This window comes from Streptomyces sp. NBC_01237, assembly GCF_035917275.1.
Taxonomy (GTDB): Bacteria; Actinomycetota; Actinomycetes; order Streptomycetales; family Streptomycetaceae; genus Streptomyces.
In genome coordinates, this window is sequence record NZ_CP108508.1 from 1096191 (window position 1) to 1110531 (window position 14341).

The window sequence follows — 14341 nt, forward strand, 5'->3', positions numbered from 1 at the left end:
GGTCAGCGTACCGACCGAGGGCCCCTGTCCGGGCTCATCGACCGGCCACGTCCACGAAGACCGGGTTCGTGTAGAACCAGGTGTCCAGCCACGGATTGCCCTGCCCCGGCTCGTGCGGGAGCGGACCGTGCGGGTCGACGGACCTGCCGAGCGGGCCGGTTCCGTGGCGCTTGCCGTCACTGCCGCGCAGCCGCAGGTAGAAGGGCTCGTCCGCGCGTCCGACGGGGATGCGCAGGGTGTACGTACCCCGGCGTCCGGAGACGTCCGTGGTGTGCGTGACACGGGTGTCCGGTGCCCGCCATTCGTCGCGGTCGGCGGCCGGTCCGTTGACGGCGCCGCGGATGACGTCCACGTGGGCCAGCTTGGGCAGCAGGCCGTGCGGGTTGCGACGGGAGGCCGTGGTCACGGTGACGTCCAGGGTCAGCTTCTCGCCGCGCCGGGCGCGCAGCCTGCCGCCGAGGGTGACGCCGCGGCCCCGTTCGCCGCGCAGCCGGACGTCGACGGCGTCCAGCAGGTGACCGTGGTCGACCCAGACCCGGCCCGCCCGCAGCCCCGCCATCACGTCGCGGTAGCCGTACCGGGTGACGCCCACATGCGTACGGCTGAACTGGCCGGGCCAGAAGTCGCCGCCCGGCTGCGGCTCGGTGGTGTTGTACGGGTCGGGCAGGTGGCCGGTGTTGTCGAACGTCGCGCCGGGCGGCCAGGCGCCGTTGACCCAGGTGTCCTGGGCGACGCGGTGGACGTCGGAGTTGGACGTGATCGTGAAGAGCTTGCCCTCGGCCAGCATCGCGTCCCAGAGTCCGCCCACGGTGGCCGTCGCCCAGTCGAAGCCGCCGTGGGTGACGTACGCCTCGCGCGGGTAGCCCGGCCAGGAATCGGCGGACGGCTGATTGCTGTACTCACCGCGGACGTTGGTCGGCGGGTGCCAGCCGGGGATCGCTCCGGCCTGCGCGCCGGGCGCGCCTTCCATCCCGATCATGATGCCGGGCGCCGCGTCCCGCCAGCCGCGCAGCTCGTGCGGGGAGTCGATGCCGAGCCTCATGGGGTGGTTGGCGAGGACGAGTACGTCGTCGACGTACCCGGTGCGGCGCTGCTCGGCGAGCCACTTGAGGGCCTTGACCGCGTGCGCCTCGTTGCGGGGCGTGTCCGGGTGGGTGGGGGCGCCGGCGGTGTAGCCGAGCAGCTTCCCGTCGTACGCCGACTCGAAGCGGGTGAGCAGATCGACCTCGTGCCGTCCGGGCGGGGAGAAGACGGTGCAGTGTTCGGCGCCGGGGATGTACCACTCCAGGCCCTGGAAGATCAGCATGCGCTTGTTCTGCGCGCGGGCCTTCAGGATTTCGCGGTGCTCCTGGTGCGCGCCGAACTCGGCGTGGCCGATGTTGCTGTGTTCGGTGAAGACCATCCAGTCCAGGCCGAACTTCCGCCCGGCGGTGGCCAGCTGGGAGAAGGTGTACTTGGCGTCGTGGCTGTAGACGGAGTGGTTGTGGTGGTCCCCGACGAGGTAGACGAGCTCGGGGTCGCTGCCGCCGTGGCCGTGGCCGCCACCGTGGCCATGACCGTTCCCGTGCCCGCCGCCCCGGCCGAACGCCTGCGCGGGCGATGCCAGTGACGCGGCGGCGAACGCGGCGCCGAAGAGGCCCGCGCGGCGCATCACCCCCCGGCGGCTGAGCCCCTGGGCGTCGAGAGATTCTGCGGGGACCTGCGGGTCGGCCCATTCGGGCAGGGGCTGGCGCATGACGGCGTGTTCTCCTCTGTACGGAAGGGCACCGACACGGCAGGATCGTCGCATCCGTTTGCGTACGCATCCATGACGGGCCACCCCGGAGGGCGGCCGTCGGCCCTTCACCGCAGAGTGTCCCGGCACGGAAAACCGCAGGTGAACCAGGCCCAAAGGTACGGCGATGCCCATATGACCGGCCGGATGCCGCCATGTCCTCCGGCTGGGATCCCTTCGGTTCTTCGCCTTCGGAGATGACGGCCTCGGGGATGACGGCCTGCGGGCCGTCCGCGGGAAGCGGGCGGCCCGCAAAGACCTCACGTCCGGAGGATCGCCCCGTCCGGGCGGACGTCACCGCCGGACGGACGTCACCGCCGGGCCCGACGTCACCGCCGGACGGGCGGCGTCGCGTCAGGCCGCGCGGCCGTACTGCTGGGGTACGGACACCTCTCCGCCGAGTTCGCGTGCGGCGCTGCGGGCGAAGTAGGGGTTGCGGAGCAGCTCCCGCCCGAGGAGTACGGCGTCCGCGCGGTCCTCGGAGAGGATCTTCTCGGCCTGGGCCGGTTCGGTGATCAGCCCGACCGCCGCGACGGGCAGCCCCGCCTCGGTGCGGACCCGCTCGGCGAACGGAACCTGGAAGCCGGGGGCGGCCGGGATCTTCGCCCTGGGGGCAAGCCCGCCGGTCGAGACGTCCAGCAGGTCGACGCCGTGCGCCCGCAGCTCCCGCGCGAAGCGGACGGTGTCGTCGGCGGTCCAGCCGTCGCGCTCGTCGGCCTCGTTCTCGGTGAGCCAGTCGGTGGCGGAGATCCGGAAGAACAGCGGAAGGTCCTCGGGCCACACCGCACGGACCGCGTCCACGACCTCCAGGGCGAAACGCGTGCGGTTCTCGAAGGAGCCGCCGTAGGCGTCGGTGCGGTGGTTGCTGTGCGGGGAGAGGAATTCACCGATCAGATAGCCGTGCGCGCCGTGGATCTCGGCGACCTGGAAGCCCGCGGCCAGGGCCCGGCGAGCGGCGTCGGCGAACTGGGCGACGACCGCCTGTATCTGGTCGGTGGTCAGCTCGGCCGGGACCGGGTGTCCCTCGTCGAACGCGAGCGGGCTCGGACCCAGCGGCTGCCAGCCGCCGGAGCCCGGGGCATCCGCCTCGATCGGGCCGCCACCGAGCCAGGGGCGTTCGGTCGAACCCTTGCGCCCGGCGTGGGCGAGCTGGATGCCCGCGACGGTCCCCTGCCCGGCGAGGAAGTCGGTGATGCGGCGCAGGGCGGCCACCTGCCGGTCGTTCCAGATACCGAGGTCCGCGGGACTGATCCGGCCTTCGGGGCTGACCGCGGTGGCCTCCACCAGGATCAGGCCGGTGCCGCCCGCCGCACGGGCGGCGTAGTGCGCGAAGTGCCAGTCGTGCGCGACGCCGGCGTCGGGTCCGGACGCTTCCGCGCTGTACTGGCACATGGGGGCCATCCAGATGCGGTTGGGAATGGTCAGCGACCGCAGGACATAGGGCTCGAAAAGGGCGCTCACGCCGGACTCCGTTTCAGCAGGTACGACTGGACTGACGGCACGGCGGAACGACCGGGCCTAGTACGAGAGTGATCGTACTACGACGCCCATCGAATTACGACAACCCTCGTACTTCACCGCTCCTCCGGCCGCAGCCGACGCCTCAGGGCGATCTCGGCGTCCGGCGCGTAGCCCTGGGTCCAGCTGCGTCCGGCGCCCGAGGTCCAGGTGACCTGGACGGTGTTTCCGTCCGCCTTGACCCTCACCACCGTCATGGCCCGCCCGGTGTCCCGCACATCGCCCCGGAGCAGTTCGTGCGCCTTGACGGTGACGGGCCGCGCCGACCGCGCGTCCTCCGTCTCCTCGGCGGCCCGGACGAGTGCGGCCGCCAGCGCCCTGGCGGTCGCGGGGGTGCAGGACCAGTCGGCCTCCCCGGCCGGCGACGCGATCCGGACACCGACCAGTGCCGGGCCGCCGGCCGCACCGGGGGCCACCTCCACCAGCGCTTCCCGCCCGCCCGCGTCCGTGATCTCGATACCCATCGCCGCACTCTCCTCACCGCCGCGCCACAGACCGGGCCGGGCCCGACGGCGGCGCCCTACCGTCCAGCACCGCCCCGGACCAGCCTCTTCCCCGGAATTTGAGCACATGCCCGAGGGGCGGCGCCGCCCGCTCGTCAGCCCGGGTAGACGTCCAGGCGCCCGCACATACCGAACCTGCCGCGCACGGAGGGCTGTTCGGCGTGCACACAGGCGTCCGCGAGATGACCGGCATCACCCCGGGCCAGCGCGTCGAGCTGCGCACCCGTCGCCCCGGACGCGGCGGCGGCCCCCCGCTCCCACCTCTCGCGCCAGTCCTCGGTCCGGGGCCGTACGAGCGCGGCGGCGGCCCGGTGGAACGCGGCCAGCGGCTCGGGGTCACCCGCGTCGGCGGCACGGCGCAGGGCGAGAAACCCCTCGACGGCGAGGTCGCGACGGGTACGGGCGGCCCGCTCCTGCTCCGCTTCGGTGCCGTCGGCGGGGATCGCGACGGCCGCGCGGTAGGTGTCCGGGTCACCGAGGAAGCGGGGCGGCAGGGTGAGGACGGCGTCGCCCGCTTCGGGCAGCCCGCTGTTCTGCATCAGGACGACGATGCGCAGGCCGTCCTCGTTCACGAGCCGGTGGATGGTGCCGGGCGTGAACCAGACGAGGGCTCCGGGGGCCAGCGGCGTCCGCCGGAACCCGGACGCGGTGAGCGTCTGGACGGAGCCGCTGCCCCCGACGACCACGTACCCCTCGGAACAGGTCAGATGAAGGTGCGGGGTCCCGCCCCGCAACCCGTCCTCGGCGGGCCAGTCGTAGACGCTCAGGTGCGAGACGGCGACTGCGCCGGGCAGTCCTTCGAAGGTCACCACGGGTACTCCTGGGATTCGGGCGCTCGGGCCGCCACGACTGCGCGGGCAAGCGCTTTCCACGGGCGGTTGCACGCTAGGTCGGCCGTCGGATACCGGTCAAGGGCGCGCACCCGGTTCCGTACCGGGATTCCGCGCCCGGTCCGGGTCCGGGCGCCGCCGGGTCCGCGCGGTCCGGGTGTCCCGGTTCGGCCGGCTGCCGCCTCCGCCGGGCCCGCACCTTCGCGCCACCGCCGTTCCGACCTGCGTGGACGCGTTCCGCACGAGCCGGTGTCAGTGGCCGGGTGCAGACTGTCCCGTATCCGGCACAACGGCGTTTCGGGAGGTCTCGGTCATGACCGAAGTACTGCTGGCGGTAGGCACCCGCAAGGGACTCTTCCTCGGCCGCAGGCGCGGCGGGGCCTGGGAGTTCGCGGACCCCGATTTCCCTGCCCAGGCGATCTACTCGGTCGCCCTCGACACCCGTGGGCCGACCCCCCGGATCCTGGTCGGCGGCGACAGCGGGCACTGGGGCCCTTCCGTGTTCCACTCCGACGATCTGGGCGCGACCTGGACCGAGCCGAAACAGCCCGCGGTGAAGTTCCCCGGGTTCACCGGGGCGTCGCTGGAGCGGGTCTGGCAGTTGCAGCCCGCCGGCCCCGAGGCGCCCGACGTGGTCTACGCGGGGACCGAGCCCGCCGCCCTGTTCCGGTCCGAGGACCGCGGTGAGAGCTTCGAGATGGTCCGTCCGCTGTGGGAGCACCCGACCCGCTCGAAATGGGTGCCCGGAGGCGGCGGCGAGGGCCTGCACACCATCCTGACCGACCCGAGGGACGCCCGGGCGGTGACCGTCGCGGTCTCCACGGCCGGGGTGTTCCGGACCAAGGACGGCGGGGAGAGCTGGGCTCCGTCGAACAAGGGGGTGTCGGCGGTCTTCCTGCCCGATCCGGACCCGGAGTTCGGCCAGTGCGTCCACAAGGTCACCCGGGACGCGGCCGATCCCGACCGGCTCTACCTCCAGAACCACTGGGGCGTTTTCCGCAGCGACGACTCCGGGGACCACTGGACCGACATCGGCGGGAGCCTGCCGTCGGACTTCGGGTTCGCCGCCGCCGCGCACCCGCACCGCGGTGGGACGGCCTACATCTTCCCGATCAACGCCGACGCCGACCGCGTGCCCGCCGAGCACCGCTGCCGGGTGTTCCGTACGAGCGACGCGGGGCGGACCTGGGAGCCGCTGTCGGCGGGCCTGCCGGAGGGCGCGCACTACGGCACGGTGCTGCGCGACGCGCTCTGCACGGACGACGCGGACCCCGCCGGGGTCTACTTCGGCAATCGCAACGGCGAGTTGTACGCCAGCGCGGACGACGGGGACAGCTGGCGGCAGCTCGCCTCGCATCTGCCGGATGTGCTGTGCGTACGCGCGGTGGCGCTCGGCTGACCGGCAGTTGATCGGAGTGGTCGTATCACCAGTAGAGTGCGGCCCGTGGCAGCACGACCGTTGAAAGAAATCGTTGAGCCCGGGTGGGCGCAGGCCCTGGAACCCGTGGCCGAACGCGTCGCCGCGATGGGCGACTTCCTCCGCACCGAGATCGCCGCGGGGCGCACCTACCTGCCCTCGGGGCCCAATGTGCTCCGGGCGTTCCAGCAACCCTTCGACGAGGTGCGGGTCCTCGTCGTCGGTCAGGACCCCTATCCCACCCCGGGTCATGCGATCGGGTTGAGTTTCGCCGTGGCTCCCGAGGTCCGGCCACTGCCGGGCAGCCTGGAGAACATCTTCCGGGAACTGCACGCGGATCTGGGCCTTCCGCGGCCGTCCAACGGCGATCTCACGCCGTGGACCCGGCAGGGGGTCCTGTTGCTCAACCGGGCGTTGACGACCGCACCGCGACGGCCCGCGGCGCATCGCGGCAAGGGCTGGGAAGAGGTCACCGAACAGGCCATCCGGGCCCTGGTGGCGCGCGGCACACCTCTGGTGTCGGTCCTGTGGGGGCGTGACGCCCGCAACCTGCGGCCCCAGCTGGGCAACTTCCCGGCCATCGAGTCCTCGCACCCCTCCCCGATGTCGGCGGACCGCGGGTTCTTCGGCTCACGGCCGTTCAGCCGGGTCAACGAACTGCTGGAGCGCCAGGGGGCGCAGCCGGTCGACTGGCGGTTGCCGTGACGGATGCGCCGCCCCCCGGACCCGCGTCAGGAACGGGATCGACGGCCGCTCACGGGACTGCTTCGCAGGCTGTTTCCGGAGTGACGGCCGGCGCTGCTTCCGGGGTTCTCGGTGATTCCTCCGAACCGGCCGTCGGCCCCTACGTCCTCGGTGTGGACTCGGGCGGCTCCGGACTGCGCGTAGCGCTCGGGACGACGGCCGGCTCGCGGGAGCCGCTGTCCACGGTGGTCTGTGCCGAACCCGTACGGACGGGGCCGGCGGGGATCGACGCGGCCCATCTGCTGGAGCAGCTGCTGCCCGCCGCACGGACGCTGTTGGAGCGGGCCGAGGCCGGACGGGGGGCGGCAGGAGGCCCGGAGGGCGCCCACGGGCCGATCGCCGCCGTAGCCGTGGGGGCCGCCGGGATGGCGACGCTCGGCGGGCAGTTGCGGGCGGAGCTGCCCGCGGCGCTCTCGGCCGCGTTGGGCGTACGCGGCTTCGCCCTCGCCGCCGACGCGGTGACCGCGTACGCGGGTGCGGTGGGCCAGCGGCCGGGTGCGGTCGTCGCGGGCGGCACGGGCCTGATCGCGCTGGGCACCGACCTGACGTCATGGCGCAGGGCCGATGGCTGGGGACATCTTCTGGGTGACATCGGCGGCGGTTCCTGGATCGGCCGCGCCGGCCTCGACGCGGCGATGCGCGCCCACGACGGGCGGCGCGGCGGATCCGCGGCGCTGCTGTCCCGGCTCCGCGCCGTGTTCGGTCCGGCACCCGACCTGCCCGGCCTGCTCTATCCGCGTGCCGACCGCCCCGCGCTGCTCGCGTCGTTCGCTCCCGAGGTGGCGGCGTGCGCCGGTGATGACACGGTCGCCGCGGACATTCTGCGCAGGGCCGCCGCCCATATCGCCGAGACGGCCGCCGCCGTGTGCCCCGAGGCCGGGGACGACGACGCGGGACGCGAAGTGGCCCTGACCGGCGGCCTGTTCAGGATGGGTGACCCCCTGCTGGTACCGCTGCGCGAGGAGCTGGCCCAACAGGTGCCGCAGGCACGCGTGGTGCCCGCTTCGGGGGATCCGCTGGCCGGCGCGCTGCGGATCGCGCGGGCCCTGGCGACAGGGGATCTGAGACTGCCTCTCCATCCGACGCTGCTGTTCGTCCCCGGGTCCGCGCAGGGGGCCGTACCGGAGTTCGCACCGGCGGCGGGGCAGCCCTGACGACGCTCTTGCGCCGATGCCCGGCCGTAGTCCTCCGACCCGAAACCGGGCCGACAGAGCGGGGCAGTTGACCGGTATGCCACTCATCAGACATAAGCGGACAGATAACGCCTGACTGGGCCCTCCCCGAACAGAGGAGCATGCAAAACCAGTAGCATGCGGCGCCATGAGCACCCCCACTGGGCCCGCTTCCGGCCTGCCTGTACGAATGCCGCGACCTCGCCAGTCCGGACGGCACCGCCGCCCGGAGCCCGTGGTCGCGCCTGAGGGCGCTGCCGCGCTCGTTCTCGTCGTTCCCGGTACCCCCTCCTCGGCCACGCGCAGCCTGGCCGAAGAGGTGATCAGCATCGCCCGTTCCGAGCTGCCCGGCCTCAACGCGCGGATCGGCTACCTCGACGGTGACGACGCCGAGTACCCCACGCTGACCACCGTTCTCACACACTCCGCCGCCGAGCGCGTCGCGCGCTACGAGCAGGCCAGGGCCGTGGGCCGCGAGGTCGCCGAACCCGTCGGCCCGCCCGCCGTCGTGGTACCGCTGCTCGCGGGGCCGGACAGCGCCCTGATCCGGCGGATACGGCAGGCAGTGATGGACAGCGGTACCCAGGTCGAGCTGACCGATGTGCTCGGTCCGCACCCGCTGCTCGCCGAAGCGCTGCACGTGCGGCTGTCGGAGGCCGGCCTGGCGCGCGCCGACCGCGCGAGGCTGTTCACCGTGGCGACCGCCGCCGACGGCATCGTGCTGGCCACGGTGGGCGGCGACGAGGCAGTGCGGGCGGCCGGGATCACCGGCATGCTGCTCGCCGCCCGCCTCGCGGTGCCGGTGATGGCCGCCGCGCTCGACGTGGAGGGTTCGGTCGCGGCGGTCGCGGAGCAGCTGCTGAGCTCCGGTTCCGCGCAGCTCGCGCTGGCACCGTACCTGGTGGGCCCCGAGATCGACCCGGGTCTGCTGGACGCGGCGGCGAAGGAGGCCGGCTGCGCGACGGCCGAGCCGCTGGGCGCGTACCCGGCGATCGGCAAGCTGGTGCTGTCGATGTACGCCACGGCACTGGGCATCACTCCGGCGACGCCCCAGGGCGCGCAGGCGCACTGATCAGCGTCCGCACGCCCCGGCGTAGCGACGTAATGACGTAACGAGCGGTGGGGCGCGGACCGGGACCCGGTCCGCGCCCCACTGCCGTATCCCGGCGCCGAGCCGCATCGCCGTGACGTACGGGCGCCCCGGGCCGGCCCCAGGACGCCCGTGGCGGCTTCTGGGCCGGTCCCCGCGGGCCCGGGGGCCCTCGGTGGGGCCGCGCGCAGTCTCAGGCGAAGACGACGCAGGAGGCCGCAGGGGCCTCGATGGAGCCCGCGTACTGCGGCACTCCGGTCTCCGCCTCCACGGCGAACCAGCTCACGTTCCCCGAGTGCTCATTGGCCGCGTACAGCCACTGGCCGGTGGGGTCGAGGGTGAGGTCGCGCGGCCAGCGGCCGCCGCAGCCCACGGTCGCGACCAGGACCGGCTTCTCACCGGTCTCGTCGAGGGTCAGCACCGAGATGGTGTCGTGCCCGCGGTTGGCGGTCCACAGGAAGCGTCCGTCGTGCGAGACGACCACCTCGGAGGGGTACGTACGCACCGCGCCGTCCGAGGACGGGGACTCGGGCAGCACGGGGGTCTCGCCGACCGGTTCGAGCCGTCCGGCGGCCGCGTCCCAGCGGCACACGGTGACCGTCGGTTCCAGTTCGTTGAGGACGTAGGCGAGTGCGCCCCCGGGGTGGAAGGCCAGATGACGTGGACCCGCACCCGGCCGCAGTGCCGTCTCGCCGTGCAGCCGCAGGGCTCCCGTACCGGCGTCCAGGGCGCAGACGCGTACGGAGTCGGTGCCGAGGTCCACACTCAACACCCAGGCGCCCGAGGGGTCACCCAGCACCTGGTGGGCGTGCGGGCCCTCCTGCCGGCGGGCGTCCGGACCGCTGCCCTCGTGCTGGAGCACGGAGACCGCCGCGCCGAGCGAACCGTCGGCCAGCACCGGCAGCGCGGTGACACTGCCCGAGCCGTAGTTGGCGGTGACCAGGTGACCCGCCGCGAGCGCGAGATGGGTGGGCGAGCCGCCGTCCACGGCCTGGACGCCACCGATGAGCCGGGGTACGTCGCCGCTGATGTCGAGGGCGGCAGCCGCGCCGCTGGGGGTCTCACCGACGGCGTACAGGGCCGTTCCGCCCGGCCCCGGCCCCAGCCCGACGGCGAGGAACGAGGGATCGGCCAGGACGTCCGTGGACCCGAGCACGGTCAGTGCGCCGGTGTCCCGGTCCACGGCGGCGGCGGTGATGCCCGGCCCGCCCGACGAGGTGAACGATCCTATGAATGCCCGCACGGCGCTGTTGCCGCCCATCGCGCTACCCCTCTTCGCTGTCCGCCGCGATCTTCACGGCCGACGGTAGCAGGCAGCCCCCGACGCGGTCCGGACCAATCCGCTCCGGTCGGGCGGCGGTGCTCGCCGGGCTCCGTCGTGCCGGGGTCAGGCGGAGACGAGCGGTGCCCGCGTGGAACTGCGCAGGGGCGCGGCGAGGTCCACCAGCGCTCCCTCCAGCGCGTGCAGATGCGCGAGTGCGGCCTCGGCCCCGGGGTGGTGGTGCGGGGCGTGAACCGGTACGTCCGGCCGGTCCGCACGGGGCTGCCCCGGAGGCACCAGTGCCAGCACGGCGGCCTCCACGCGGTGGCAGGCGGCGGTGAGGCGTGCGTCGTGGGAGGCGTCCGGGTCGGCCGCCACGGTGGCGAGACCGCGCACCTCGCGGGCGCAGGCGTCGAGCAGGTCCAGTACCTGGCGGGCGCGGGCCTTGCGGGCGCGCAGCGGGCTGACGGGGTGGACGAGCGGGGCGAGCGACAGCCTGGCCCGGCCCAGCAGCAGTTCCAGCTCGGCGGCGAGGGGCGCCGGGTCGGCGTGCTGGTCACCGGCCAGCCGCAGCGCCGCGGCGCCGGTGCAGCGGTGCACGCAGTGCAGGGCGCGCTGGATCCACGCCTCGGTGGTGGCGTGCGTGGTGACGGGCAGGATCAGGGCGACCCCGAGGACCGCACCGAGGGCCCCGGCCGCGGTCTCCTCGAAGCGGAGCCACAGCAGCCCGGGGTGCAGGACGCCGAGGAGCCCGTAGAGCAGTCCGGCCATGACGGTGACGAAGAAGGTCATCCAGCTGTACGAGGGCGCTGCCGTGTAGAAGATCCCGAAGACGCAGACGGCGACCAGCGCGGCGGTGGGCGCGGGTGCCCCGTGGAGCGGTACCGCGACCAGCAGTCCGACGCCGATCCCGGCGACGGTCCCGACGACGCGGCGGAAGCCGCGGACGAGCGTCTCCCCGCGCGAGGCCGTGTTGACGAAGATCCACCAGGCGGTGCCGACCGCCCAGTACCAGCGGTCCGGGGACAGCAGCATCCCCACCGCGAGCGCGATCGCGCAGGCCGCGGTGGCCTGGAGCGCCTGACGGGTGGTGGGCCTGTCGAATCCGTATCCGGTGAGGGGCGCGGGCTGGGCGGGCAACGGGGTGCGGCGCTCGATGCACCAGGCGCCGAAGCGGACCGCGCAGGACGCCGCGACGGCCAGCGCCATCGCGCCGTACAGCTCCGGCAGCTGGGCCGGAACGGCGTGCAGGAACTGGGTGCTGAAGAACATCATGAAGCCGAAGATCCCCAGCGCGTGGCCGCGCGGCCCCCAGCGCCGGGCGTACACGCCGGCGAAGACGACGGCCAGCCAGCAGACGGCCCGCAGCAGGGGCAGTCCGTGCAGGGTGCTCGCCAGGGCGAGCACCGGGAAGCCGACGGCGGGCAGCAGCAGGGTGGTCACCGCCTGCCTGCGGACGGTCGGGTCGCCGACCGTGAACAGCGCGAGGAGCGCGGCGAGTCCTCCGGTGATGGAGGCGGTCAGGGAAAGGCCGGCCAGTTCGGCCGCGGCCACGGCCAGGCCGATACCGAGCACGGCACGCAGGGAGACCCGCAGTCGTACAAGCCCCGGATCCGGGGCCACGAACATCCTCTTCACGACGGTCGGACCGCCCCCTTCGGCTGGAGAACACCCTCTTCTGCATGGCAAAGGCGCCGCGGAACCGGATGCGGCTTCGTCGCCGTCCGGCGCTGCGCGGCGCCATCGATGACCAAAGGAAAGCATCCTGCGGGACAGTGGCTCAAATCGATGAGGGAGTACTGTGCCATTGGCACAGTCAAAGCCGGATTCGGCGCGCCAGAAGGAGACCAACGGACCATGGCGGTGGACGCCCTCGACACCCGCATCCTGCGGCTGCTCATCGAGCAGCCGCGTACCAGCGTGCGCGAGTACGCGCGCCTCCTCAAAGTGGCCCGGGGCACGCTGCAGGCCCGGCTGGAGCGGCTGGAGCGGGACGGCGTGATCACCGGGACCGGACCTGCCCTCTCGCCGGCGGCGCTCGGCCACCCGGTCCTGGCCTTTGTCCACCTGGAGGTCACCCAGGGGCATCTGGACGAGGTGGGTGACGCGCTCTCGGCCGTCCCCGAGATCATCGAAGCGTTCTCCACGACGGGGGGCGGGGATCTGCTGACCCGGGTCGTGGCCCGGGACAACGGGCATCTGGAGGATGTGATCCAGCAGTTGATCCAGCTCCCCGGGGTGGTCAGAACACGCACCGAGGTGGCGCTGCGCGAGCGGGTGGCGCACCGGGTGCTGCCTCTGGTGGAAGCCGTGGGACGGGCAGCGGGAGCCCCCGACTGACCCGAGCCGCCGTGGGAACGGCACCGGTTTCCACGGCCCCGGGCAGCGGGCCGTATCTCTCGGCGGAGCAGGCCGAGTTCACGCCGTGGGCCGGGTACGAGCGCCCGGTGGACCGGGCCGCGCCCGGCCTGCCGGGTCCGTATCCGCCGGTCCGTCAGCTTCCTGCACCGCTTCCCCGGCGTCCGGGGTGACCGACGGGGCATTCGCGGTCCTACAGACCGATATCCTGACCGGGTCGTGCGCCCCGCCCCGTCCCCGCTCCGGAAGAGCCCGACGGGGGCAGGTGCCACGGCAGTCGGAGCGGGCCCACAATTCGAGATTGGTGCACAGGTGCTGGTAGCTGGTCGGTACCGGTTGGTATCCCCCATCGGTCGTGGCGGCATGGGCGAGGTGTGGCGTGCCACGGACGAGGTGCTGGGCCGGGCCGTGGCCGTGAAGCTGCTGCTGGGAGACCATGCCGACGCCTCGTCGACCGCCCGGTTCCGCATGGAGGCGCAGACCGCCGCCCGGCTGAGCCACCCTCATCTGGTGGCCGTGTTCGACTTCGGGGCCTGGGAGGACCGCTTCTATCTGGTGATGGAACTGGTCGAGGGCCGGAGTCTGAGCGATGTGCTGGCCACGCAGGAGACCGTCCACCCCGAGCAGGTGGCCCTGATCGCGGGCCAGGCGGCGGCCGGTCTGGCCGCCGCGCACCGTCAGGGCATCGTCCACCGGGACATCAAGCCCGGCAACCTGATGCTGGACGCCGAAGGGTCGGTGAAGATCGGCGACTTCGGGATCGCCCAGTTCGTCGACGATCCCTCGACGGCGCTGACGACGGCCGGTCACATCGTGGGCACCAGCCTCTACTTGGCACCGGAGCGCGCCCTCGGCCGCACGGCCGACTCCGCATCCGACATGTACTCACTCGGCTGCGTCATCTACCAACTTCTGCTCGGACAGCCGCCGTTCCGCTCCGACACCGCGACCGCGACGCTCTATCAGCATGTCGACACGGCACCGGTACCCCTCAGACAGCGGGGCGTGGACATCTCCGCCGCGTTCGACTCGTATCTGCTGGGGCTGCTCGCGAAGCAGCCCGAGGACCGGCCGAGCGCCCAGCAGGTCTCCGACTGGTTCCGTACCGATGCCTGGCGCGGCCGTCCGGAGCCGCTGCCGATGCCGACGCCCGCCGCCGCACGCACTCCCCGCATCGCGCCGGTCGCCACGCCGCCGCCGGCCACTCCGGCCGCGCCGGTCGGCCCCACGACGTACAGGCTCCCGCAGCCCACGGGCCGACGGCGGAACACCTCGGGCAGCAGGGCCGCTCCCGCACGTCGGCGCGGCGCACGTGAGGCGATCAGACGGCGCCCGCGGGTGGCGAGCGCGATCGCGGGGACGGCGACCTTCCTGGCCGCGGTGTATCTGGGGATGATCCTGTTCTCGCCGGACTCCAGTTCGGCCGGGACACCGGAATCCGGCCCGTCGGGCCCCACCCCCTCGGCCGGTGCCGACGCGCCGGGGCAGGGCGGTTCGACGGACGGCGGTTCCACCGGGAACGCCCCGGCCCCGAACGAACAGTCACAGGACCGGGCCCCGCAGGACGCCTCGGCCGGGAACGCCGGACAACAACAGGACCCCGGGCAGCAGCCGGGCACCGGGCAGCAGCAAGGCAGCGGGCAGGAAGGCGCCGGGCAGCAGGACGCCGGGCAG

The 14341-nt window shown here is 73.3% G+C and carries 11 protein-coding genes and 1 pseudogene; 6 read left to right on the forward strand and 6 right to left on the reverse strand.

Annotated elements, in window-relative coordinates:
* Window positions 1–34: 34 nt before the first annotated feature.
* The 4 genes from OG251_RS04920 to OG251_RS04935 all read right to left on the reverse strand — a co-directional run bounded on the left by OG251_RS04920 (window position 35) and on the right by OG251_RS04935 (window position 4607).
* The gene (locus OG251_RS04920) at window positions 35–1735 is read right to left on the reverse strand and encodes a PHP domain-containing protein (RefSeq protein WP_326675923.1); all 1701 of its coding nucleotides are present in this window, start codon (window positions 1733–1735) and stop codon (window positions 35–37) included.
* Window positions 1736–2128: 393 nt separating this feature from the next.
* A complete protein-coding gene (locus tag OG251_RS04925; protein WP_326675925.1) occupies window positions 2129–3235 on the reverse strand; it encodes an NADH:flavin oxidoreductase/NADH oxidase in 1107 nt (368 codons plus the stop codon).
* Window positions 3236–3348: 113 nt separating this feature from the next.
* Window positions 3349–3756 (reverse strand): hypothetical protein, encoded by a 408-nt coding sequence (locus tag OG251_RS04930; protein WP_326675927.1) that lies wholly within the window; start codon window positions 3754–3756, stop codon window positions 3349–3351.
* 134 nt (window positions 3757–3890) lie between these two features.
* Window positions 3891–4607, reverse strand: a complete 717-nt coding sequence (locus tag OG251_RS04935) for a cupin domain-containing protein (RefSeq protein ID WP_326675929.1) — start codon at window positions 4605–4607, stop codon at window positions 3891–3893.
* A gap of 331 nt (window positions 4608–4938) precedes the next feature.
* Between OG251_RS04935 and OG251_RS04940 the strand changes: the two genes are divergently transcribed.
* From OG251_RS04940 to OG251_RS04955, 4 genes are all read left to right on the forward strand, one after another.
* Window positions 4939–6024 (forward strand): WD40/YVTN/BNR-like repeat-containing protein, encoded by a 1086-nt coding sequence (locus tag OG251_RS04940; RefSeq protein ID WP_326675930.1) that lies wholly within the window; start codon window positions 4939–4941, stop codon window positions 6022–6024.
* A gap of 45 nt (window positions 6025–6069) precedes the next feature.
* Window positions 6070–6747: a uracil-DNA glycosylase gene (locus tag OG251_RS04945; RefSeq protein WP_326675932.1), complete on the forward strand. Its 678-nt coding sequence runs from the start codon at window positions 6070–6072 to the stop codon at window positions 6745–6747.
* An 80-nt stretch (window positions 6748–6827) separates the two neighbouring features.
* Window positions 6828–7940: an N-acetylglucosamine kinase gene (locus OG251_RS04950; protein ID WP_326675934.1), complete on the forward strand. Its 1113-nt coding sequence runs from the start codon at window positions 6828–6830 to the stop codon at window positions 7938–7940.
* A gap of 166 nt (window positions 7941–8106) precedes the next feature.
* The gene (locus tag OG251_RS04955; RefSeq protein WP_326675936.1) at window positions 8107–9030 is read left to right on the forward strand and encodes a sirohydrochlorin chelatase; all 924 of its coding nucleotides are present in this window, start codon (window positions 8107–8109) and stop codon (window positions 9028–9030) included.
* A 211-nt stretch (window positions 9031–9241) separates the two neighbouring features.
* On the opposite strand, the gene OG251_RS04960 is transcribed toward OG251_RS04955, so the two are convergent.
* Window positions 9242–10309, reverse strand: a complete 1068-nt coding sequence (locus OG251_RS04960) for a lactonase family protein (protein ID WP_326675938.1) — start codon at window positions 10307–10309, stop codon at window positions 9242–9244.
* A gap of 126 nt (window positions 10310–10435) precedes the next feature.
* Window positions 10436–11938 carry an FUSC family protein gene (locus OG251_RS04965; protein WP_326681158.1) on the reverse strand — a complete coding sequence of 501 codons (1503 nt, stop codon included), beginning with the start codon at window positions 11936–11938 and terminating at the stop codon, window positions 10436–10438.
* Between the two features lie 228 nt (window positions 11939–12166).
* Here OG251_RS04965 and OG251_RS04970 point away from each other — a divergent pair, with 228 nt between their 5' ends.
* Both OG251_RS04970 and OG251_RS04975 read left to right on the forward strand, forming a co-directional pair.
* Window positions 12167–12649 (forward strand): Lrp/AsnC family transcriptional regulator, encoded by a 483-nt coding sequence (locus OG251_RS04970; RefSeq protein WP_326675940.1) that lies wholly within the window; start codon window positions 12167–12169, stop codon window positions 12647–12649.
* Between the two features lie 381 nt (window positions 12650–13030).
* Window positions 13031–14233, forward strand: a pseudogene (locus tag OG251_RS04975) (serine/threonine-protein kinase); the annotation flags it as partial.
* Between the last annotated feature and the right edge of the window lie 108 nt (window positions 14234–14341).

Coding starts and splice junctions, on each gene's coding strand:
- OG251_RS04920 (WP_326675923.1), bottom strand. CDS start 1,735: ATGCGCCAGCCCCTGCCCGAATGGGCCGACCCGCAGGTCCCCGCAGAA.
- OG251_RS04955 (WP_326675936.1), top strand. CDS start 8,107: ATGAGCACCCCCACTGGGCCCGCTTCCGGCCTGCCTGTACGAATGCCG.
- OG251_RS04930 (WP_326675927.1), bottom strand. CDS start 3,756: ATGGGTATCGAGATCACGGACGCGGGCGGGCGGGAAGCGCTGGTGGAG.
- OG251_RS04940 (WP_326675930.1), top strand. CDS start 4,939: ATGACCGAAGTACTGCTGGCGGTAGGCACCCGCAAGGGACTCTTCCTC.
- OG251_RS04970 (WP_326675940.1), top strand. CDS start 12,167: ATGGCGGTGGACGCCCTCGACACCCGCATCCTGCGGCTGCTCATCGAG.
- OG251_RS04965 (WP_326681158.1), bottom strand. CDS start 11,938: ATGTTCGTGGCCCCGGATCCGGGGCTTGTACGACTGCGGGTCTCCCTG.
- OG251_RS04960 (WP_326675938.1), bottom strand. CDS start 10,309: ATGGGCGGCAACAGCGCCGTGCGGGCATTCATAGGATCGTTCACCTCG.